Origin of the sequence: Vibrio sp. NH-UV-68, assembly GCF_042940635.1 — a bacterium.
Classification (GTDB): Bacteria; Pseudomonadota; Gammaproteobacteria; order Enterobacterales; family Vibrionaceae; genus Vibrio; species Vibrio pacinii.
This window is the reverse complement of sequence record NZ_CP134975.1, coordinates 3,088,353-3,110,202: the sequence shown is the minus strand read 5'-3', so window position 1 is coordinate 3,110,202 and position 21,850 is coordinate 3,088,353. Positions and strand designations below refer to the sequence as shown.

The 21,850-nt window shown below is 46.3% G+C and carries 16 protein-coding genes, 2 tRNA genes, 2 rRNA genes and 1 riboswitch; of the genes, 16 read left to right on the top strand and 4 right to left on the bottom strand.

Going from position 1 to position 21,850, the window contains the following annotated elements:
- The first annotated feature begins 275 nt into the window (after positions 1 to 275).
- The 11 genes from ViNHUV68_RS14290 (at position 276) to thiH (ending at position 11,006) form a co-directional block, all read left to right on the top strand.
- A 23S ribosomal RNA gene (locus ViNHUV68_RS14290) occupies positions 276 to 3,166 on the top strand.
- Between the two features lie 88 nt (positions 3,167 to 3,254).
- A 5S ribosomal RNA gene (gene rrf, locus ViNHUV68_RS14285) occupies positions 3,255 to 3,371 on the top strand.
- Between the two features lie 82 nt (positions 3,372 to 3,453).
- Positions 3,454 to 3,530 (top strand) — tRNA-Asp (locus ViNHUV68_RS14280).
- A 55-nt stretch (positions 3,531 to 3,585) separates the two neighbouring features.
- A tRNA-Trp gene (locus ViNHUV68_RS14275) sits at positions 3,586 to 3,662 on the top strand.
- Between the two features lie 599 nt (positions 3,663 to 4,261).
- Complete coding sequence (crcB, locus tag ViNHUV68_RS14270) at positions 4,262 to 4,645, top strand: fluoride efflux transporter CrcB (RefSeq protein WP_391088684.1); 384 nt, start codon at positions 4,262 to 4,264, stop codon at positions 4,643 to 4,645.
- Between the two features lie 68 nt (positions 4,646 to 4,713).
- Positions 4,714 to 4,812, top strand: a riboswitch (TPP riboswitch).
- A gap of 125 nt (positions 4,813 to 4,937) precedes the next feature.
- A complete protein-coding gene (gene thiC, locus ViNHUV68_RS14265) occupies positions 4,938 to 6,878 on the top strand; it encodes a phosphomethylpyrimidine synthase ThiC (protein WP_391088682.1) in 1,941 nt (646 codons plus the stop codon).
- Positions 6,878 to 8,140: a thiamine phosphate synthase gene (locus tag ViNHUV68_RS14260; RefSeq protein WP_391088680.1), complete on the top strand. Its 1,263-nt coding sequence runs from the start codon at positions 6,878 to 6,880 to the stop codon at positions 8,138 to 8,140. Before thiC ends, ViNHUV68_RS14260 begins: the two co-directional genes overlap by 1 nt.
- Positions 8,130 to 8,897, top strand: coding sequence for a HesA/MoeB/ThiF family protein (locus ViNHUV68_RS14255; protein WP_038175555.1), 768 nt, complete (start codon positions 8,130 to 8,132; stop codon positions 8,895 to 8,897). Before ViNHUV68_RS14260 ends, ViNHUV68_RS14255 begins: the two co-directional genes overlap by 11 nt.
- A 3-nt stretch (positions 8,898 to 8,900) precedes the next feature.
- Positions 8,901 to 9,110 (top strand): sulfur carrier protein ThiS, encoded by a 210-nt coding sequence (thiS, locus tag ViNHUV68_RS14250; RefSeq protein ID WP_038175556.1) that lies wholly within the window; start codon positions 8,901 to 8,903, stop codon positions 9,108 to 9,110.
- Positions 9,111 to 9,114: 4 nt separating this feature from the next.
- Positions 9,115 to 9,879 (top strand): thiazole synthase, encoded by a 765-nt coding sequence (locus ViNHUV68_RS14245; RefSeq protein ID WP_038175557.1) that lies wholly within the window; start codon positions 9,115 to 9,117, stop codon positions 9,877 to 9,879.
- A gap of 14 nt (positions 9,880 to 9,893) precedes the next feature.
- Positions 9,894 to 11,006 (top strand): 2-iminoacetate synthase ThiH, encoded by a 1,113-nt coding sequence (gene thiH / locus ViNHUV68_RS14240; RefSeq protein WP_391088677.1) that lies wholly within the window; start codon positions 9,894 to 9,896, stop codon positions 11,004 to 11,006.
- Positions 11,007 to 11,084: 78 nt separating this feature from the next.
- On the opposite strand, the gene ViNHUV68_RS14235 is transcribed toward thiH, so the two are convergent.
- Positions 11,085 to 12,875 carry a M24 family metallopeptidase gene (locus ViNHUV68_RS14235; RefSeq protein ID WP_391088675.1) on the bottom strand — a complete coding sequence of 597 codons (1,791 nt, stop codon included), beginning with the start codon at positions 12,873 to 12,875 and terminating at the stop codon, positions 11,085 to 11,087.
- Between the two features lie 70 nt (positions 12,876 to 12,945).
- Positions 12,946 to 13,914 carry a LysR family transcriptional regulator gene (locus ViNHUV68_RS14230; protein WP_038175560.1) on the bottom strand — a complete coding sequence of 323 codons (969 nt, stop codon included), beginning with the start codon at positions 13,912 to 13,914 and terminating at the stop codon, positions 12,946 to 12,948.
- Between the two features lie 110 nt (positions 13,915 to 14,024).
- On the opposite strand from ViNHUV68_RS14230, the gene ViNHUV68_RS14225 reads away from it, so the two are divergent.
- Both ViNHUV68_RS14225 and ViNHUV68_RS14220 read left to right on the top strand, forming a co-directional pair.
- Positions 14,025 to 15,218: a Bcr/CflA family efflux MFS transporter gene (locus ViNHUV68_RS14225; protein WP_391088673.1), complete on the top strand. Its 1,194-nt coding sequence runs from the start codon at positions 14,025 to 14,027 to the stop codon at positions 15,216 to 15,218.
- A gap of 83 nt (positions 15,219 to 15,301) precedes the next feature.
- The gene (locus ViNHUV68_RS14220) at positions 15,302 to 15,589 is read left to right on the top strand and encodes a hypothetical protein (protein ID WP_038175562.1); all 288 of its coding nucleotides are present in this window, start codon (positions 15,302 to 15,304) and stop codon (positions 15,587 to 15,589) included.
- 50 nt (positions 15,590 to 15,639) lie between these two features.
- On the opposite strand, the gene asnC is transcribed toward ViNHUV68_RS14220, so the two are convergent.
- Positions 15,640 to 16,104 carry a transcriptional regulator AsnC gene (gene asnC / locus ViNHUV68_RS14215; protein ID WP_038175563.1) on the bottom strand — a complete coding sequence of 155 codons (465 nt, stop codon included), beginning with the start codon at positions 16,102 to 16,104 and terminating at the stop codon, positions 15,640 to 15,642.
- 101 nt (positions 16,105 to 16,205) lie between these two features.
- On the opposite strand from asnC, the gene ViNHUV68_RS14210 reads away from it, so the two are divergent.
- From ViNHUV68_RS14210 to ViNHUV68_RS14200, 3 genes are all read left to right on the top strand, one after another.
- On the top strand, positions 16,206 to 19,343 hold the full coding sequence (locus ViNHUV68_RS14210; protein WP_391090332.1) for an EAL domain-containing protein: 3,138 nt from the start codon (positions 16,206 to 16,208) through the stop codon (positions 19,341 to 19,343).
- A 63-nt stretch (positions 19,344 to 19,406) separates the two neighbouring features.
- Positions 19,407 to 20,186 (top strand): class I SAM-dependent methyltransferase, encoded by a 780-nt coding sequence (locus tag ViNHUV68_RS14205; RefSeq protein WP_038175564.1) that lies wholly within the window; start codon positions 19,407 to 19,409, stop codon positions 20,184 to 20,186.
- A gap of 100 nt (positions 20,187 to 20,286) precedes the next feature.
- Complete coding sequence (locus ViNHUV68_RS14200; RefSeq protein ID WP_391088671.1) at positions 20,287 to 20,856, top strand: hypothetical protein; 570 nt, start codon at positions 20,287 to 20,289, stop codon at positions 20,854 to 20,856.
- A gap of 49 nt (positions 20,857 to 20,905) precedes the next feature.
- On the opposite strand, the gene ViNHUV68_RS14195 is transcribed toward ViNHUV68_RS14200, so the two are convergent.
- Entirely contained in the window at positions 20,906 to 21,787 is an 882-nt protein-coding gene (locus ViNHUV68_RS14195) for a carboxylate/amino acid/amine transporter (protein ID WP_038175566.1), read from the bottom strand.
- Positions 21,788 to 21,850 lie beyond the last annotated feature (63 nt).

Here is a 21,850-nt window from a genome sequence, read left to right as displayed (position 1 = left end):
TGGTTTTGAAGCGCAAGCTTCGAGCTATGATTGCTCTTTAACAATTTGGAAAGCTGACGAACAACGACCGTGATTGGTGGTTGTTCAATAAAAGTTCTCAAATCCTAACTTACTTTGAAATAGAGGTGATTTAGGTACCAACACACATTCAAGTGTTCTTGGAAACAGCACAATACGTTGTGATGTTTAATATTTGAGTCCGGCAAAATCGTGTCTGCACATGTATAAAAATGCAGACAACTTTGGTTGCTAACAAAGACCCTTTCGGGTTGTATGGTTAAGTGACTAAGCGTACACGGTGGATGCCTTGGCAGTCAGAGGCGATGAAAGACGTAGTAACTTGCGATAAGCCCAGATTAGGTAGTAACAACCTTTTGAGTCTGGGATTTCTGAATGGGGAAACCCACGTGCATAAGCACGTATCATTAACTGAATACATAGGTTAATGAGGCGAACCGGGGGAACTGAAACATCTAAGTACCCCGAGGAAAAGAAATCAACCGAGATTCCGAAAGTAGCGGCGAGCGAAATTGGACTAGCCCTTAAGCTTTTAATGATGCAGGTGAAGAGTCTGGAAAGTCTCGCGATACAGGGTGATAGCCCCGTAACCGACACATCATAATCAGTGAAATCGAGTAGGGCGGGACACGTGATATCCTGTCTGAATATGGGGGGACCATCCTCCAAGGCTAAATACTACTGACTGACCGATAGTGAACCAGTACCGTGAGGGAAAGGCGAAAAGAACCCCTGTGAGGGGAGTGAAATAGAACCTGAAACCGTGTACGTACAAGCAGTAGGAGCCCACTTTGTTGGGTGACTGCGTACCTTTTGTATAATGGGTCAGCGACTTATATTCAGTAGCAAGGTTAACCATCTAGGGGAGCCGTAGAGAAATCGAGTCTTAACTGGGCGTCGAGTTGCTGGATATAGACCCGAAACCAGGTGATCTAGCCATGGGCAGGTTGAAGGTTGAGTAACATCAACTGGAGGACCGAACCGACTAATGTTGAAAAATTAGCGGATGACTTGTGGCTAGGGGTGAAAGGCCAATCAAACCTGGAGATAGCTGGTTCTCCCCGAAATCTATTTAGGTAGAGCCTCGGACGAATACTACTGGGGGTAGAGCACTGTTAAGGCTAGGGGGTCATCCCGACTTACCAACCCTTTGCAAACTCCGAATACCAGTAAGTACTATCCGGGAGACACACGGCGGGTGCTAACGTCCGTCGTGGAGAGGGAAACAACCCAGACCGCCAGCTAAGGTCCCAAAGTATAGCTAAGTGGGAAACGATGTGGGAAGGCTTAGACAGCTAGGATGTTGGCTTAGAAGCAGCCATCATTTAAAGAAAGCGTAATAGCTCACTAGTCGAGTCGGCCTGCGCGGAAGATGTAACGGGGCTAAGCTATACACCGAAGCTGCGGCAATACAGTTTACTGTATTGGGTAGGGGAGCGTTCTGTAAGCCGTTGAAGGTGAATCGTAAGGTTTGCTGGAGGTATCAGAAGTGCGAATGCTGACATGAGTAACGATAATGGGGGTGAAAAACCTCCACGCCGGAAGACCAAGGGTTCCTGTCCAACGTTAATCGGGGCAGGGTAAGTCGACTCCTAAGGCGAGGCCGAAAGGCGTAGTCGATGGGAAACGGGTTAATATTCCCGTACTTCTTACAATTGCGATGGGGGGACGGAGAAGGCTAGGTGGGCCTGGCGACGGTTGTCCAGGTTCAAGTGCGTAGGCGGAAGGTTTAGGTAAATCCGGACTTTCATAACGCTGAGACACGATGTCGAGCATCTACGGATGTGAAGTCATTGATGCCATGCTTCCAGGAAAAGCCTCTAAGCTTCAGATTGTAAGGAATCGTACCCCAAACCGACACAGGTGGTCGGGTAGAGAATACCAAGGCGCTTGAGAGAACTCGGGTGAAGGAACTAGGCAAAATGGTACCGTAACTTCGGGAGAAGGTACGCTCTTGACGGTGAAGTCCCTTGCGGATGGAGCTATTGAGAGTCGCAGATACCAGGTGGCTGCAACTGTTTATTAAAAACACAGCACTGTGCAAAATCGTAAGATGACGTATACGGTGTGACGCCTGCCCGGTGCCGGAAGGTTAATTGATGGGGTTAGACTTCGGTCGAAGCTCTTGATCGAAGCCCCGGTAAACGGCGGCCGTAACTATAACGGTCCTAAGGTAGCGAAATTCCTTGTCGGGTAAGTTCCGACCTGCACGAATGGCGTAATGATGGCCACGCTGTCTCCACCCGAGACTCAGTGAAATTGAAATCGCTGTGAAGATGCAGTGTACCCGCGGCTAGACGGAAAGACCCCGTGAACCTTTACTACAGCTTGGCACTGAACATTGACCCTACATGTGTAGGATAGGTGGGAGACTTTGAAACCGGTACGCCAGTATCGGTGGAGTCAACCTTGAAATACCACCCTTGTAGTGTTGATGTTCTAACTTAGCCCCATTATCTGGGGTGAGGACAGTGCCTGGTGGGTAGTTTGACTGGGGCGGTCTCCTCCCAAAGAGTAACGGAGGAGCACGAAGGTGGGCTAAACACGGTTGGACATCGTGTGGTTAGTGCAATGGCATAAGCCCGCTTGACTGCGAGAATGACAATTCGAGCAGGTGCGAAAGCAGGTCATAGTGATCCGGTGGTTCTGAATGGAAGGGCCATCGCTCAACGGATAAAAGGTACTCCGGGGATAACAGGCTGATACCGCCCAAGAGTTCATATCGACGGCGGTGTTTGGCACCTCGATGTCGGCTCATCACATCCTGGGGCTGAAGTCGGTCCCAAGGGTATGGCTGTTCGCCATTTAAAGTGGTACGCGAGCTGGGTTTAGAACGTCGTGAGACAGTTCGGTCCCTATCTGCCGTGGGCGTTGGAAGATTGAAGGGGGCTGCTCCTAGTACGAGAGGACCGGAGTGGACGAACCTCTGGTGTTCGGGTTGTCACGCCAGTGGCATTGCCCGGTAGCTAAGTTCGGAATCGATAAGCGCTGAAAGCATCTAAGCGCGAAGCGAGCCCTGAGATGAGTCTTCCCTGGCACTTTAAGTGTCCTAAAGGGTTGTTCAAGACTAGAACGTTGATAGGCAGGGTGTGTAAGTGCTGCGAGGCATTGAGCTAACCTGTACTAATTGCCCGTGAGGCTTAACCATACAACACCCAAAGGGTTTTGATTGGACTCAAAGCAAGAATATTGAATGTGTGACGAACTTTTACAGCTTTCCGAATTTTAAGAATTTGCTTGGCGACCATAGCGATTTGGACCCACCTGATTTCCATGCCGAACTCAGAAGTGAAACGAATTAGCGCCGATGGTAGTGTGGGGTCTCCCCATGTGAGAGTAGGACATCGCCAGGCTTTAATTTAGTTTTTAGATTTAAGCCTTTTAATTAAGATTATATCTAGAAGCAAAACTTAGACTTAAGTGTCTAACCATTGCGGAGCGGTAGTTCAGTTGGTTAGAATACCGGCCTGTCACGCCGGGGGTCGCGGGTTCGAGTCCCGTCCGCTCCGCCAGATTTCAAGACCTCGCTTTTGCGAGGTTTTTTTGAATCTATAGAATTTAAAATTTAGGGGTGTAGCTCCAATTGGCAGAGCAGCGGATTCCAAATCCGCGTGTTGGGAGTTCGAATCTCTCCACCCCTGCCATCATTAAGAAGCCTCAGTCGTAAGACTGGGGCTTTTTTACATCTGCCGTTTGGATTAGTTTACTGTAATACTCAATTGGCAGAGCAGCGGATCCCGCCAATACCGAAAATCATCGCGTGTTGGGAGTTCGAATCTCTCCACCCCTGCCATCATTAAGAAGCCTCAGTCGTAAGACTGGGGCTTTTTTACATCTGCCGTTTGGATTAGTTTACTGTAATACTCAATTGGCAGAGCAGCGGATCCCGCCAATACCAAAAATCATCGCGTGTTAGGAGTTCGAATCTCTCCACCCCTGCCATATTTCCCTTTTGGTGTAGAAAGCCTCAGCTTCGGTTGAGGTTTTTGTTATCTAGCGCCAACAAAGATAGGTACTTTCGGATTTCCGCCCCAAACTGTCATCAGAATCACGTCATACTGCTTTCCAAAACTTGTACCGGTTCATATCCAGTAGGGGTGATGATTTTTATGTTCAAGGTTGATTTACGTGACAGCTGTAACTTTTTTAAAGTAATCCTGTTGATGGGACGATATTGCTGAATTTTTTGTCGAAAATTCACTCATTATCGGTAGAATCATGTCATCACTTTTAGGAGAGACTAATGGGTCAATTTTCAATATTGAGCTTTATTGCTCTGGGTGGGGCTTTTGGCGCATGTTCTCGTTACCTAATTTCCGAGTTGTGCGTTCAGTTATTCGGCCGGGGCTTTCCATATGGAACGCTCGCCGTTAACGTTATTGGCTCTTTTGTTATGGGTCTACTGGTCGCTGCATTTGAAAATGAGATCCTTGCTCCTGAGCCATGGCGGCAAATTATCGGCTTAGGTTTTCTCGGCGCACTAACGACATTTTCCACTTTTTCTATGGATAATGTTCTGCTTATGCAGCAAGGTGCCTTTGTTAAAATGGGGCTAAACATACTATTAAATGTCTTTTTGAGTATTTCTGCTGCTTGGATTGGCTTTCAACTTTTGATCAAAAGCTAACCAGTTATCACATCTGACTATTTTTAGAACTTACGGCTTGGTTTAACCAAGCCGTTTTTATATACTGATTTCACTTGTCGGAGTGCCTAAAGGCTGAGACCGTTAATTCGGGATCCGTTGAACCTGATCAGATTAGTATCTGCGAAGGGAACGAGAGAAGATATCTCCATCAGCATCATGCTGATCGTCTATCCAAAATTGATTTAGGGTTCTTCCCTATTTTCGATTCCTCTTGTCGCATCTTTCCGCCAAGCATTTTTATCCAAAATTATTCATAATAAGGAAAAATGCTATGTCGAGTCGCAAGCAAGCGAGACTGGAAGCAAAACAATTCATTGATACTCTATCGGTACAGCCGTACCCAAATTCAAAAAAAATCTACGTCGAAGGAAGTCGTGCTGATATTCGTGTACCGATGCGCGAAATCACTCTCGCTGACAGTTTAGTCGGTGGCACAAAAGATAACCCAAGCTTCGAGCCAAACGAGCCTGTACGTGTTTATGATACCTCGGGTTCATACACAGACCCTGATTACTCTATCGACCTCTACAGTGGCTTACCTAAGCTTAGAGAGGGTTGGATTGAAGAGCGAGCAGATACTGAGATCCTTGATGATGTTAGCTCTGTATACACAAAAGAAAGGTTGGAAGACGAGACGCTTGATGACCTGCGCTATGGCAATCTACCCCATATACGACGTGCTAAGGCTGGCCAGTGTGTCACTCAACTCCATTACGCACGTAAAGGTGTTATCACGCCAGAGATGGAATATATCGCGCTACGTGAAAATATGGGCCGAGCTAAATATCGCGACGAGGTATTAAACCAACAGCATCCAGGGCACAGCTTTGGTGCTAACCTACCTAAAGACATTACTGCTGAATTTGTTCGACAAGAAGTCGCACAAGGTCGGGCAATTATTCCTTCCAATATTAACCACCCTGAGTCCGAACCAATGATTATTGGCCGGAACTTCTTAGTCAAAGTGAACGCCAATATTGGTAACTCGTCGGTATCGTCGTCAATTGAAGAAGAAGTGGAGAAATTGGTTTGGGCAACGCGTTGGGGTGGCGATACCGTAATGGATTTGTCGACCGGGCGTCATATTCACGAAACTCGAGAATGGATACTGCGGAACAGTCCAGTGCCAATTGGGACGGTTCCTATGTATCAAGCACTAGAAAAGGTTAACGGTGTCGCTGAGGACCTTAATTGGCAAGTGATGCGAGATACGTTGATTGAGCAAGCTGAGCAAGGGGTAGATTACTTTACTATTCACGCAGGGTTATTGTTACGTTATGTGCCAATGACGGCGAAACGTGTCACTGGCATCGTTTCTCGCGGTGGTTCAATCATCGCTAAATGGTGTTTGGCCCATCATCAGGAAAGTTTCCTATATACTAACTTCCGTGAAATTTGCGAAATCTGTGCTAAGTACGATGTAGCACTTTCTCTCGGTGATGGACTGCGTCCGGGTTCAGTTGCCGATGCTAACGATGAAGCGCAGTTTGCAGAGTTACGTACTTTAGGTGAATTGACTAAGATCGCTTGGGAATACGATGTACAGGTCATCATTGAAGGCCCTGGCCATGTACCTATGCATATGATCAAAGAGAATATGGAGGTGCAACTTGAGCATTGTCATGAAGCGCCTTTCTATACCCTTGGTCCTTTGACCACTGATATCGCTCCTGGTTATGACCACATTACTTCCGGGATCGGCGCTGCAATGATCGGTTGGTACGGTTGTGCGATGCTTTGTTATGTCACACCTAAAGAGCACTTGGGGCTACCGAACAAAGAAGATGTAAAGACCGGTTTGATTACTTATAAGCTTGCAGCACATGCCGCTGACTTAGCCAAGGGCCATCCTGGTTCACAAGTGCGTGATAATGCACTGTCTAAAGCTCGCTTTGAATTTAGGTGGGAAGACCAGTTTAACCTTGCCCTTGACCCTGAAACTGCGCGAGCTTTCCATGATGAGACCTTGCCACAGGAGTCAGGTAAGGTCGCTCATTTCTGCTCAATGTGTGGTCCCAAGTTTTGCTCGATGAAAATATCACAAGAGGTGCGAGAGTACGCCAAAGATACTGAGCAAGTTGCTGCAGACCATGCTGTATCTATCAAGATGTTGGATGACCCGCTTGAAGGTATGCGTCAGAAATCACAAGAATTTCTCGCTACGGGTTCAGAACTATATCACCCAGCTGTGACGGCTCAAGTGGAGGAGTGATGACTAAAATCCTTATTCCTGCTGATTGTATCGAGCTTACAGGTATTGTTCAGCAATGCTTATTACGAGCGAATCAACAAGGATTTATAGTCGATGGTATTGAGTTGGGCGTAAGTCCAACTCATACCATTTTAGTCGCTAAGCACAATGGCACTATTGGTTTGGTGGCAGATCTGTATACAGATTTGGCTCCTTGTGAAAGCCAAGACTATTTATCCTCTTACGTCCTTAGCTATAACAGTACTATTCCGTTGTCGCATTGCTCCGAGCAAGCGATAAACACAGTGTGTTTAGCTGTTCGAGACGGTAACCGTTACCTAGATATCTGGCATCATCCATTAACTAATGAAACTCGAGCTCTATCTTTTGATTCAGTTAATGAAGCGAACAATACTCATCACTTGGCTTGGGTTACGACCCTGTTTGCTCTCGATTTTCCGCTTGAAGACTGTTTGACCTTGGCGCGTGCAATGAGCAATGTTTCACGTGAAACATGGGCTCATGACTACAGACAATTCCCCACGCCAGTTATTGAAGATTCACGCCTAGGCATCAAAGTGGGCTGGGGAGTAAATCAACATAAGATTCAATTTAAAACTGTAACGGATCGCAACTTGGGGCTCTATCCTGTCGTTGATAGTGTTGATTGGGTAGAACGCTTGTTACATCTAGGTGTAAAAACCATTCAACTTAGGATTAAGAACCCAGATCAAGAGGACTTGGAGCAGCAGATAAAGCGAACGATTGAACTCGGAAGGAAGTTTGAAGCACAGGTCTTTATAAATGACTACTGGCAGATTGCAATAAAGTACGGAGCGTACGGTGTTCACTTGGGTCAAGAAGACTTAGAACAATCTAATCTAAAACTACTCTACGATGCTGGTATTAGACTTGGACTTTCGACACACGGCTATTACGAGCTGCTTCGAATTGTTCAGATTGCGCCGAGTTATATCGCATTGGGCCATATCTTTGCTACCACAACCAAGCAAATGCCGTCTGAACCTCAAGGACTGGTGCGCTTGGCTCTGTATCAAAAGCTAATCAATAGCATACCTTATGTTGACGATGTTGGTGTGCCAACCGTTGCGATTGGTGGTATCGACCTAACCAACGCCAGTAATGTATGGCAATGTGGTGTATCGAGCTTAGCTGTGGTTAGGGCGATTACCTTATCTCCTGAACCGCAAAGTGTGATTCAAGCATTTAACCATGTTATGGCCACTCGTGCGCATAGCAAGGAGTTAAGTTATGTTGAGTGATAGTGCGTTTCTAAGATACCAACGACAAATCGCGTTGCCAGAGATTGGCGAGGTTGGGCAATCAAGGCTAAACCGTTGTTCGGTTCTGATCATCGGTTGTGGCGGATTGGGCAGTGCTGCTGGTATGTATTTGGCTGCTGCTGGTGTTGGCAATTTAGTGATCAGCGATGATGACATTGTTGAAACCAGTAACTTACAGCGACAAGTCATCTATAGAGAAAGTGACATCAACAGCAACAAAGTCGATGCAATGGCAAATCAGATGCAGAGCATCAACGGTCAACTCAATGTACGTAAGTTAAATCGGCGATTGAATGAGGACCAACTTAATTTAGAAGTGATGATGGCTGATGCGGTGTTAGATTGCAGCGATAACTTACCAACGCGGCATTTGATTAACCGGATCTGTCATCGTCAAGCTAAACCGCTAATTTCCGGCTCAGCAATTGGTTGGCGGGGGCAATTTGCCGTATTTAATTTCGTCCAATCCACAACGGGTTGCTACCAGTGTTTGGTTCCCGAGGAAGATTTTGACCGCGCATTAAAGTGCAGTGATAGCGGTATTATCGGCCCAGTCGTTGGCACGATAGGTAACTATCAAGCGTTAGCTACGTTGCAAGTGTTGGCGTTAGATGACGTCGGTTTCAAATCCAATCAATTACATCTATTCGATGGTAAGAGCCTCAAATGGCAAACCTTAACCATTAGGTCTGACACTGAATGTAGAGTATGTGCACAGCATAAAAAAGCGAGTTGAAATATGGAAACGGTTCGAATTCTGATAAATGACCAAGCTCATCATGTGCAACCAAACCGATCGCTTACCGCGATTATTGAACAGCTTTCGTTACCCGAAATTGGCTGCGTATTTGCGATTAACAATACGGTTATACCGCGTAGTGAATGGTCAATTACGCACTTAAATGAAGGTGATGCTATCTCACTCTTTCAAGCTATCGCAGGAGGGTAATTGGATGTTGACGATTGCTAACAAAACCTTTCAGTCACGCCTGTTCACGGGAACGGGTAAGTTTGCTAATAGCCAAATAATGGCAGATTCGATTAAAGCTTCGGGCTCTCAGCTGTCAACAATGGCACTCAAGCGCGTCGACGTGAACAATCAACAAGATGACATTCTTAAGCCGCTTGTCGATATGGGAGTTGATTTATTGCCAAATACGTCAGGGGCGAGGAACGCCAAAGATGCCATTTTTGCAGCTCACCTCGCGCGTGAAGCGCTTGGTACCAACTGGTTGAAATTGGAAATTCATCCTGACCCAAAATACTTAATGCCAGATCCGATTGAGACCCTATTGGCAGCCGAGCAACTGGTTAAAGATGGTTTTGTGGTGTTACCTTACTGCCATGCTGACCCGGTTTTGTGCAAACGTTTAGAACAAGTTGGTTGCGCCGCAGTCATGCCGCTAGGTGCGCCAATAGGCTCAAACAAGGGAATAGCATCTCATGACTTCATTGAGATTATTATCGACCAAGCTAAGATTCCGGTCATTGTTGATGCTGGAATTGGTGCTCCATCTCATGCGGCAAGAGCTATGGAGATGGGGGCCGACGCTGTTCTGGTCAATACCGCCATAGCCGCTGCCGCAGATCCAGTTGCTATGGCGAGAGCGTTCAAATTGGCAGTAGAAGCAGGGAGCATCGCGTATCAAGCCGGTTTGGCTGGTAAGGTGTCACACGCGGTTGCCTCGAGTCCGTTGACTTCGTTTCTGAATAACTAGAGTGAGAGCTGGACATGAGTTTCATCGAACACTTTAAACAGTTGGATTGGGACGATATCAACTTATCAATTAACAGCAAAACCAGCGTTGATGTTGAGCGTGCATTAAGTAAACCCAAGCGCGATTTGGAGGATTTTAAAGCACTGATTTCTCCGGCTGCGGAAGGCTATCTTGAGCAAATGGCACAACAGTCGTTTGCTCTGACTCGTAAGCGATTTGGCCATACCATGTCGCTTTATATTCCTCTGTACTTGTCTAACCTTTGTGCTAATGCGTGTACCTACTGTGGCTTTTCGATGGAGAACCGCATTAAGCGTAGAACGCTCAATCAACAAGAGATCGATGCAGAGATTGATGCTATTAAACAAATGAAGTTTGATAGCGTGCTACTGGTAACAGGCGAACACGAAACTAAAGTAGGAATGAACTATTTTCGTCAGGTGTTACCGCAGATCAAACAACGCTTCAATTATCTTGCGATGGAAGTTCAACCGCTTAAGCAAGAAGAGTATGCAGAGTTGAAATCCTTAGGCTTAGATGCGGTGATGGTCTATCAAGAAACCTATCATCCATCAACTTATGCTCAGCACCATTTACGTGGTAATAAAATGGATTTTGAGTTTCGGCTCGATACTCCTGATCGCTTAGCGAAAGCAGGGATCGATAAGATTGGTATCGGCGCACTGATTGGGCTTGAGGACTGGCGCACTGATTGTTTTTTTACCGCTGCGCATCTCGATTATTTGGAACGAATCTACTGGCAAACTCGATATTCGATTTCATTTCCTCGCTTAAGGCCGTGTGCAGGAGCACTGCAGCCAAAATCAGTAATGAGTGACAAGCAACTGGTCCAACTTATTTGCGCATATCGTTTGTTTAACCCTGAAGTGGAGTTATCTCTATCAACTCGAGAGTCGCCAGAGTTCCGTGATAATGTGTTGCCGCTTGGAATTACGTCGATGTCAGCGGCATCGAAAACGCAACCTGGCGGGTATGCGAATGATGCCACTGAACTGGAACAGTTTGAGATCAGTGATGAAAGGAGTGCCGCATCGGTCGAATCAATAATTCGTTCAAGAGGGTTTGATCCGGTATGGCGAGATTGGCATTCAGCATACTCCGGCTAGTTAGTGTTTCACGTGAAACATAAAAAAGGGATTGATGTACACATCAATCCCTTTTGCATATCTTAAATAAAGAAAGCCTTAGTTATGGACTAGCGGCTGGGTTGCTGCGTGTAACCATTGTTTTACGTCACCTTCTACCAGCGGGCTGATGTCGTCCCATACTTTTTGATGGTAGTCGTTGAGCCAAGCAAGTTCAGGTCGGGTCAACATATCAACGTTAATGTTTCGTTTGTCGATAGGGCAACGCGTTAAAGACTCAAACGACAGCACAGAGAAGTCGCCGTTGGTCGGAGTTTCTACAACCAACTCTAGGTTCTCAATGCGAATGCCAAATGCATCGGCGCGGTAGTAACCTGGTTCATTCGATAGCACCATGCCTTCAGTGAGTGGCACATCGATAAGGCGCTTCGAAATACTTGCAGGTCCTTCATGGACACTCAGAAAATGACCGACGCCGTGGCCTGTGCCATGGTCATAGTCGTAACCTTCAGCCCATAAATGCTGACGCGCTAGGGTATCAATTTGGTAGCCACGGGTCTCTTTAGGAAAACGTGCGCGAGCAACACCAATATGACCTTTCAATGCCAAGGTAAATTGCTTGATCATTTCATCGCTCGGCTGGCCGATGGCGATGGTCCGCGTGATATCAGTGGTGCCATCTAAGTACTGACCACCAGAATCGACAAGATACAAGGTGTTAAGCTCGAGCTTTCCTGGCTGAGGTTGGTTGTCATGATTGTAATGACACATTGCCGCATTGCTACCAGCTGCGGAAATGGTATCAAAGCTGAGATCCATTAAGGTTGGATCTAACTGACGAAATGCTTCGAGCTTGTCAGCCAGCGTTGCTTCGTCATGAAGGTTTCCTGCTAGCACTTCGGCATCTAACCAGCAGAGGAACTTGCTCATTGCGACACCATCACGGATATGACACGCTTTCATTCCTGCAATTTCGACGGCGTTTTTAGCGGCTTTGGGCATCAAACAAAGGTCGGCCGCGTTCACCACGTTAGCCCCTGCATTTTGTAATATCAGTTTAAACCATGCATTGCTGGTTGTTGGATCAAGCAAGACCTTCTGACCTTGTAGTGCTTCAAGGCGAGTTTGCAATGCGTCAGGATGATGAACCGTTACCTTGCTGCCAACATGTTGGTAAAAGTTACTTGGAAGACGTGCTGGGTCTAAAAAGTATTCGACGCTAGCGTCAGCGTGAATAATGGCATGAGAGAGCAATACCGGTAAGCGTGATACGTCCAATCCGCGCACATTGAGCAGCCAACAGATGGAGTCCAATGCCGTGATGACCGCGCTATCAGCTCCGGCATTTTCAACACGTTGAGCAATCTCTTGGCGCTTGCTTTGACTGGATTGACCAACCGCTTCGGTTGCCATTAATCGAACGTCAGACACTACGGGTGCTGGGCGGTCGTGCCACAACTCGTCAATGGGATTACTGTCAAGAATCTTAAGCTCTAGTGATGCCGCGAGTTTTGCTTGCGCCATTTCCAACCATGCTGAATTATGCATACGGGGATCGATGGCGATGGAAGCGCCTTTAGTGAGTTTTTGCATCACCCAGTCGAGAGCGGGCTCTTCAATAAGATGACGATACTCGAATTGTTCCGCCGGTACTTCTTTTGTTACTTGAACGGTATAACGGCCATCAACAAAAATAGCGGCATTATCTTGAGTAATAACAGCGACGCCCGCAGAACCGGTGAATCCGGTGAGCCAGTGGAGACGCTCGTTATGAGCCGGAACATACTCACCGAGATATTCATCTTCGTGAGGAACCAGTAGGGCATCAATATCACGTTGTGCGAGCCACTGACGAATGGCTGTCAAACGCTGTTCAGTATTGGTAAGCATCGAAATTAATCCTTCATTTGTTATAACGTCCTTATCAACGACATCTAATCGCTCGGACAATGCGACTAAGCTACTCTTTTTGCGCGCTAGCTGCAAATGATCTCAAATCGATGGTTTTGTCACTGATAATCTGTCGAATCCACGACAGAGCAGGATCATTCTCTCTATCACGATGCCAAAATAGGGTATACGCCATGGGAGGAAATTCCATCGGTAATGGCAGCATGGTGAGGTTCAGCTGCTTTGAGGCCAACTCAACAAAGTGGCTAGGGGCCGTGAAAACAAAATCAGTATAAGAACACAGACTCGCGGCGCTATTAAAGTCGGGGACAGTAATGCCAATATCACGCTCTTTGCCCATATCCGCGAGACGGTAATCGAGCAGCCAGCGCTCATTACCATCGCAGCGCACTTGAACGTGGCGCTGGGCAAGGTAGTTATTGAGCGTCCAAGGCTGGTTGATTGCAGGGTGGTTGTTACGCACAAGGCACATCTGGCGGTCACGATAGATCTCATGCTCACAAATGTCGCTTGGCGGCAGCATGGTCAGCTTAGCGTCATTGATATCAATATCTTTACCTGTGATACCTAAATCGATCTCGCCCCGTTGAATGCGGCGGAAGGTGTCATCTGCCCACGCATGGGTACTAATTGTGACCTGAGGCGCCTGTTTGAAAATTTCAGGAAGAAAATGTGGCAAAATCAGCGGATAAACACTTTCAACGGCCGCAATTTGGTAACGATAATCGCTGCAACTTGGCAGAAACACCTCTGGTTGAGTCAGTTGCTCTAATTGATTGATAATGATTTCGAGTTTGGGTTTTAAGAACAGAGCTTTGGGTGTCGGCTTTAATCCGTGGGCATGGCGAATAAAGAGTGCGTCATCAAATTGGTTGCGCAGTTTGGCCAGGTTTTTACTGACCGCCGACTGACTAAGACACAGTCGATGCGCAGTGCGGGTAACATTAAGCTCTTCAATCAAAACGCGTAAACAAACCAGCAAATTGAGGTCAATTCGCGCCAACTTTTCAATATTCATAAGAAATTCTCTACCGGAATAATGCTGATGACTAATTATCATTGGTGGGCATATCTAGTTTAGACTACTATCAAGCCGTTTTCATTAGTCATTATTCAGCGGAGATAGAAGTGCAATCGATCCATTACCCAGTACCCAAAAAGCAGCAATTAGTGTTGTTGACTCTTTTGGTTCTATTTAGTCCATTAGCGATTGATATCTATCTACCAGCATTGCCAATTATTTCAGAGACGTTCCACGTGGAACATGCATTGGCACAAGACACAATTACATGGTTTCTGTTTGCGATGGGGGTCGGCCAGTTATTCGCTGGGCCACTTGCAGACAAACTCGGACGTCGAACTGTTGCATTGGGGGGCGTTAGTATCTACGCAGTGAGCGCTTTATTGGCGTGGAGTGCTCAAAACATTGAGTGGATGCTCGCAGCCCGTTTGCTACAAGGCTTAGGTGCGTGTGCGACATCGGTAGCAGCCTTTGCAACAGTTCGCGATATGTTTGGTCCGCAAAAGAGCGGCAAGATGATCAGCTACCTCAATGGCGCGATCTGCTTTATTCCAGCACTGGCGCCGATTTTGGGCAGTTGGCTGACTCAACAATTTGGCTGGCGTGCGAACTTTAGTTTTATGGCGGGTTTCGCTGTTGTGGTGTTCACGATGTTATGGCTTGGGATGAAAGAGACCAATCCTCAAATGAGCAAAGAGCCGGTGTTTAAATTAAATCGCTATCTTGATGTGGTGAAAACACCATCATTCCTATTTCATGCGAGTTTGTGCATGTTAGCGATGGCCGTCATCCTTGGCTATGTAACATCCGCGCCAGTGGTTTTGATGGAAAATCTTGGTTTAACGATGAACCAATTCACCTTCTGGTTTGGGATTAACGCCGTGATCAACATTATTGCTTGTATGGCTGCACCTAGGTTTATGGACCGTTTTGGCACTCACTTAGCGCTAACAGTCGGTATTGTTACCTTGGTCATCGCTGGATTTATGATGCTCGCGTTAATGGAATATGCGACAGCGCTGGCCTTTATGTTGCCAATCTTCTTCTCTTCGATTGGCTTTGCTTGGATTCTAGGTGCGGCGGCAGGCAAAGCATTAGCCCCATTTGGTGATAAAGCGGGTACTGCAGCGGCACTGCTTGGTTTATTCCAGATGAGTGGTTCGGGCCTTGTTGTTGGAACCGTGCAGCGCCTTGGTATGGAACCGCAAATAGTGATTGCCACTTTAATGTTAATTGTTGCACCTGCGCTGGCAATCTTATGGTCGAGAGCCGGTAAAACTTGGCATTATGCAGTGGCGTAATCTGGTTAGACAAGCCTTGATAAACAATATAAACGCTGTATATTTGAGCTTCAAATATCGAGTTATGTGGAAACAACACAACGATGTCAATGACAACCTACGAGATGGCTCGTATTTTGGAGCAACTTGAACAAGCTCCAGAAAAAGTAATGTTTGGTCGAATCTTAAACGAGTTAGGCAGTCAAAGTGGTGAGCGTATTCGCAGCGCTGCCAAGCAAGTTCCTTTACCAGTGCTACGCGATATGGTGTATCAGTTTCAACAAGTGATTGAATCACGTAAAGATGAGCGCGTTGATTCACTCGCCAAAGAGATCGCCGAGCAAGGCATCTCGGTTGACGATCTCAAGCTCTACTTAGCCAATAAAAAATAGCTCGACAGCAAAGACTGATAAGCTCGCCTATCGAAAATAGGCGAGCTTTTTTATGGGTTCACATTGCGGTTGATAGGATTTTGCAGTGAGATAAGGGTCTCAGTTGACTGTACTTCATCAATGGCTTGGAGCTTATCGATCAAGACATGCTGTAGCTCTTCGATAGAGCGACACATTAATTTGACGAAAATATTATAAGCACCGGTGGTGTAGTAAGCTTCGACGACTTCTTCTAAAGCGTTGAGCTTTTCCAGTGCAGAGTGGTAATCACGCGCCGCATTAAGGTTGATGCCGATAAAGCAACATACGTCATAGCCAAGCTTTTTGGTATCGACGATCACTTCGGTGCCTTGAATGATATCGCCAGACTTCATCTTTTCTATTCGTACGTGAATCGTCGCTGGGCTTACTTCAAACTGCTTTGCCATTTCTGCATAAGGCGTACGAGCATCTTCCATCAAGGTTTTTAAAATAGCTTTGTCTAAATCATCCAGTTTGGTGTGTTGAGCTTGCATGGAAGTCCTTGTTATTTAAGTTTGCTGGTTGGGTTAAGTACAAATTATCACCAAGGTGATACAATTATATCTATACTCGATTGTTTTAGAGAGCTATTTTGCTGCGTTTCTGCCTTCTACTCATTATTGCTTTTTGCACCGTCTCGGCGAATGCGGATGAAAATGACATCCTTGTGGTGCATTCATATCATCAGGGCTTATTTTGGACAGACTCATTTCAATATGGCTTTGAACAACAGCTCGCCCCTTATAACCTTTCGACTCGAATTTTATACCTCGACACCAAACGCTCGCAGAGTGAACAATATTTAGATCAACTCTATTTATTGTACAAGACTAAATTTGAACAAGAGGCGTTTAAAGCGATTGTTGTCAGTGATAACAATGCCCTCAATCTGATCAACAAGCTAGGTGACGTGATTGGGGATACGCCAGTGATTTTTGGTGGCATCAATCATTACGAACCTTACTTACATCGCAATCTTAATGCGACAGGTGTTATCGAGAACGTCGATATTGCCGCCAACATCGCGCTTATCGAGCGAATCCAACCCGATATCGATTCGATTTACTTCATTAGCGATCATTCGGTAACCGGCGCTGCGGCGCGTGCTGACATTGGGGCGTTTCTAATTTCAAACACTGGCTATGAGGGAAAGTTAGTGTCGTACATTCCTGATGACTTTGAGCAACTGCTTGATTTTATCTCCAAGCTTGATCAACGTGCTGCGGTAATTTTTTGGCTTTACAATCGTACTCGAACTGGTGATGTAATTTCTGATAGCACCTTATGGGAGGAGCTCAATCAAGCCTCCAAAGCACCGATTTATATGGCGCATGATTATGGGCTGGGGTTTGGCGCTGTTGGCGGGGTCATTCAAGGCGGCACACAACATGGTCAGCAAACAGCAAAGGTATTGTTGAAAGTGCTTAACAACTTAAATGGCCCGTTACCGCCAGTTGAGATGGGTATTTCTGAGATAAAGCTCGATTATAACGCGGTTCAGAAGTGGGGGCTTGGTGTTGAGGGAGAGCCTGCGGCGGCACTGTTTAACCGACCACAAACCTTCACTGAAAAATATCATCGTCAGTTAGAGGCCATTGGCGTGACCATGGCGTTATTGATCATTGTGATATTGGGATTGGTTTATTATTTACGCCAGATTAAGCGCAGTGAACAACTCGCCAAAGAGAGCCAAACCTTAATTGAAATGGTGTTTGACCAAAGCTATCACTTTATTGGAGTACTTGATGGTCAGGGTTTGCTGCTGTCTAGTAACCGAAAATTGCATGACCTACTGTATGATCAAAGCTTCCGCGTTGACCGCCCGATCTGGCAGCACCCCCATTGGGAAAATAATTCTGCGCAATCTATCGAGCGGTATTTCAATCAAGATCACCAAGTACAAAATGCGCAATTTGAAGTTGAAATCTGGCATGCAGAGCTTGGGGCGATTGTCTTAGAGCTATCGCTTAAACCGATACCATCGCAGAAAAATGGCGCTCAGTTCTTGTTTGAGGCAAGGGATATTACCTCGCGTAAAATCACCGAAGAGCGTCTGTTCCAGCGCGAAACTAATCTCAGCCATTACTACGATCAACAGCCAGTAATGATGGTCACGCTAGATGAGCATAATCGTATTCAACAAGCGAACCAGTTTGCCGAGCAATTGCTTGGTTATTGTGCGGATGACATCTTAGGTCATCGCCTCAGGGAGTTTTATCTTCATGCCGATGCTTTAATTCCGCGGCAAGTGTTGTTGCAACCTAAGCAAGCTATCAATGGTGTGTGGCGCCGTGATATTGAATATCGCCATGCCGATGGTCAGACCGTGTGGATTCGCGAAAATATCAGGCCGTTGGTCGAAACGGGCCATTTACTCATTGTGGGAGAGGATGTAACGGAAACGCGCGCATTAGCAGAACAGCTCAAATATCAGGCCGAACACGATCTTCTAACAGGTTCTTATAGCCGTAACTTTTTTGAAAATGCGCTCAAGCAAGCACTTAAAGATGTGAGTGATGATACCCGTACTCACGCCATGCTCTACATTGACTTAGACCAACTTAAGGTGCTCAACGATACCGCTGGTCACGAAGCGGGCGATGCGGCGATCCAATTCTGTGCCAGCATGCTTGAAGAGGTATTGCCATACAACACCATTCTCGCGCGTATGGGCGGCGATGAGTTTGCGATCTTGCTTAAAGATTGTACTGAGCTCGACGCCAAAAGGCTGGCGAGTATGATCATCAATACCCTAAGTGAACACGCTTTTCTTTGGGAAGATATTCGCCTCAACTTAACCTGCTCAATTGGTATTCGGCTGATAGATCATACCGCTGCATCACCTCAAATGGTTCATGCTCAAGCAGACACCGCGTGTCATGCGGCAAAAGAAGAGGGACGTAATCGCTTTAACATGTATTGTTTGGATGACGTGGAGCTGCGCCGGCGTGAGCAAGAGATGAATAGCGTCAACCTAGTGCACAATGCGTTAGCAAATCAGCGTATTGAACTGTTTGCCCAGCAAATTCTAGGTCTATCAAACGATGATACAGGTATGCACTTTGAAATACTTATTCGCATCAAGAACGCCGAGGGTGACTATATTTCACCAGGAATTTTTATGCCTGCGTCAGAGCGCTATAACATCGCTCATTTACTTGATAAGCAGGTGGTAAGTCAAACACTGGCGTGGTTTGAGCAACATCCTCAGGCTCTTGAAAAACTGTCGTTGTGCTCGATAAACTTGTCGGGTCACTCTATGGGTAACAAGGAATTCATCGCTTACTTGCTAAACACACTGGAACACAGCTCGGTTCCGTGCAGCAAAATCTGTCTTGAGATCACGGAAACGGCTGCGATGAGTAATATGAATCAAGCCATCGCGTTTTTTACCCAAGTGAAAGCGTTAGGGTGCCAGATTGCGTTAGATGACTTTGGCTCTGGTCTGTCATCGTTTGGCTACCTTAAAAAGTTGCCAGTCGATATTGTCAAAATTGATGGTATTTTTGTTCAAGAAATGGACATCAATGAGGTGGATCACTTAATGGTACGCTCCATTAATGATTTGGCACATAAGATGGGTAAAAAGACCGTCGCCGAGTTTGTTGAAAACCCAGCCATTATCGAACAACTGATTGAGCTTGATGTGGATTATGCCCAAGGTTATTACATCGGCAAACCCAAGCCACTGGCCGAGTTGGTAGAGCAGCTCTCTGCGAGACAGAAAGCTTAGTACCTAGGTGCAAAATCCAGTAAACTGCGTTATCGCTTTAGAGAGACTATTTAGGAACATTCAGTGCAACTACAGCTTCAATGTGAAGATGCGACTCAACGTGATCGTTTTGAACAGATGACCCAACGCTGGGGGCTTAGTCATGACGATCTTAGCCCGTTTGCGCTGGTTCTTACCGAGCAACGTTTGGAGCTGCGCAAACTGGATGAACCTAAGCTTGGTGCGATATATGTCGATTTAGTCGGGGGTGCGGTTGCGCATCGACGCAAGTTTGGTGGAGGCAAGGGTCAAGCGATTGCCAAAGCCGCTGGATTAAACAAAGGTTCAACGCCAACGGTACTAGATGGTACCGCAGGTTTAGGGCGTGATGCGTTTGTATTGGCGTCATTGGGATGTAAAGTCCAGATGGTTGAGCGGCACCCTGTTGTCGCCGCCTTGCTTGATGATGGCTTACAACGCGCCAAACAAGACCCTGAGATCGGCCCGTGGGTATCTGAGCGTATGAGTCTGATTCATGCCTCAAGTCATGATGCGCTCGATAAACTGGCCATTGACCCTAACTTTGCTCGCCCAGATGTGGTGTATCTTGACCCTATGTATCCACACCCAGAGAGCAAGAAAAAGAGCGCGTTGGTCAAAAAAGAGATGCGAGTCTTTCAATCATTAGTGGGACCCGACTTGGACGCTGATGGACTATTGGAACCTGCTTTAGCCCTTGCCAGTAAAAGGGTGGTGGTGAAACGTCCTGATTATGCCGATTGGCTCAATCACCACAAACCGACCATGGCAATAGTGACCAAAAAAAATCGTTTTGATGTTTATGTCAATGCTTCAATGACTTAGTCGAACATGCCACTGTTATGAGCAAATTTTTGCTTGCTTAATCGCAGAGAAATAGAGTATACCTTAGTAAGAATTATTCGTATTCTTGGTTGGGGGTAGTATGGCGAAGCGTTTGTGTAAAATGAATCGCAAACAGAGAGATGAGGAGCTGAGTGACCTTTCTCGTTTAGTGGCTCAGCCTAAGTACTTGTGCCGCTCTTGCTCACGTGCATCATCAGACAAGAATACCTTGTGTAAACCGACGTCTATCGCAAGCCTAGCCTCGAACAGCTGCAACCAGACCTCTTTTGTTCAACCGGCGCCCAAGCCCACCAGCTATCCAATCTCATCAATCCAACCTTTAGATAGAGATAAAGCACAAGCCGTCAAAGCAGTGGTTGAGCGAGTCAAACAGAACGTGGCGAATGCAAATAAGCTGACCTTGGCGAACAGTATTGAAATAAACAATGATGTTGATAGCGGCGCTATACCTGAGCTCGATAAAAAAGCGTTAAAGCGTGCCCAAAAAGCCCTCAAGAAGCATTACAAGCTGCAAAAGAAACAACTTAAGCTTGCCAAAAAACAGCGCAAGTTATTAGATAAACAAACTAAGCTAGAGGCAAAACTGGCAGCTTGCAAGCCGATCCCCAACTCGATTAACCCAGTCAATACGGGCCTAGCACTTCATTAATCGATAAGCACAAGGCTCCCGATATAGAGAGCCTTGTGCTTGCTGATTTCTAACTTGCAGAATGATAACTCTGCTCGACTTTACGTTTGACCCAAGTTTGGTTAACCCAAAGTGACAGCAAAATAATCGCGCCGCCAACTGCAAGCTGGACTAAATCGACATCACGGTTCCAAATAACGATGTTGACCACCAGGCCTGCTGGTACAAGGGCATTATTCATAACCGCTAATGCGCCAGCATTGACCATGGTCGCACCTTTATTCCAAGCAAAGTAACCTAAGCCAGAAGCAACCAAGCCAAGGTAGATCAATACACCCCACTGAGTATGGGTGGTTGGCATTTTGTCGATATTACCCATCAATGCAAAAGCGACAGTGGCGACACACAGTGCGCCGAGATAGAAGTAGCCAAAAATGGCATGTTGAGGCAATTCAACCTCATAGCGCTCCATCAGATACTTGTAACCGACTTGGCCGATGGCAAAGCAGATATTGGCGCCTTGGACCACGAAAAAGCCGACCACGAAGTTTTCATTGATGCCTGCAAACTTAATAAAGCCTGCACCAATCACGGCAATCACGGCGGTAACCAAGTACCAAGGTGAAAAACGACGCTTGAGCAGGTCGTAGATCAAGGTGACATAGATAGGTGTGAACACGGTGAAGAGTAATACTTCTGGTACAGAAAGGAGTAAAAAAGATTGGTAGTAGAAGCAGTACATCAAACCAAGCTGACAGCCGCCGACAAGCATTAATTTGCCAATCAGACCTTTATCAACCCCTTTGAACTTTAAAAATGGTAGGAAGACCAGGCTTGCCAACGCGACACGCATTAGCACCGAAAACCAAGAATCAACCTGACCAGCGAGATAAACACCGATCAGGCTAAACGAGAACGCCCACAGCAAAGTGACCGCAGATAAATACCCCATAATTACGACTCATTATCAAAAACTATAGGGGCAGTGTATAACAATATTGTTAGGTCAACACGA

Coding starts and splice junctions, on each gene's coding strand:
- thiH (WP_391088677.1), top strand. CDS start 9,894: ATGAGTTTCATCGAACACTTTAAACAGTTGGATTGGGACGATATCAAC.
- thiS (WP_038175556.1), top strand. CDS start 8,901: ATGGAAACGGTTCGAATTCTGATAAATGACCAAGCTCATCATGTGCAA.
- ViNHUV68_RS14230 (WP_038175560.1), bottom strand. CDS start 13,914: ATGAATATTGAAAAGTTGGCGCGAATTGACCTCAATTTGCTGGTTTGT.
- ViNHUV68_RS14220 (WP_038175562.1), top strand. CDS start 15,302: ATGTCAATGACAACCTACGAGATGGCTCGTATTTTGGAGCAACTTGAA.
- ViNHUV68_RS14195 (WP_038175566.1), bottom strand. CDS start 21,787: ATGGGGTATTTATCTGCGGTCACTTTGCTGTGGGCGTTCTCGTTTAGC.
- ViNHUV68_RS14235 (WP_391088675.1), bottom strand. CDS start 12,875: ATGCTTACCAATACTGAACAGCGTTTGACAGCCATTCGTCAGTGGCTC.
- asnC (WP_038175563.1), bottom strand. CDS start 16,104: ATGCAAGCTCAACACACCAAACTGGATGATTTAGACAAAGCTATTTTA.
- thiC (WP_391088682.1), top strand. CDS start 4,938: ATGTCGAGTCGCAAGCAAGCGAGACTGGAAGCAAAACAATTCATTGAT.
- ViNHUV68_RS14260 (WP_391088680.1), top strand. CDS start 6,878: ATGACTAAAATCCTTATTCCTGCTGATTGTATCGAGCTTACAGGTATT.
- ViNHUV68_RS14200 (WP_391088671.1), top strand. CDS start 20,287: ATGGCGAAGCGTTTGTGTAAAATGAATCGCAAACAGAGAGATGAGGAG.
- ViNHUV68_RS14255 (WP_038175555.1), top strand. CDS start 8,130: ATGTTGAGTGATAGTGCGTTTCTAAGATACCAACGACAAATCGCGTTG.
- ViNHUV68_RS14245 (WP_038175557.1), top strand. CDS start 9,115: ATGTTGACGATTGCTAACAAAACCTTTCAGTCACGCCTGTTCACGGGA.
- crcB (WP_391088684.1), top strand. CDS start 4,262: ATGGGTCAATTTTCAATATTGAGCTTTATTGCTCTGGGTGGGGCTTTT.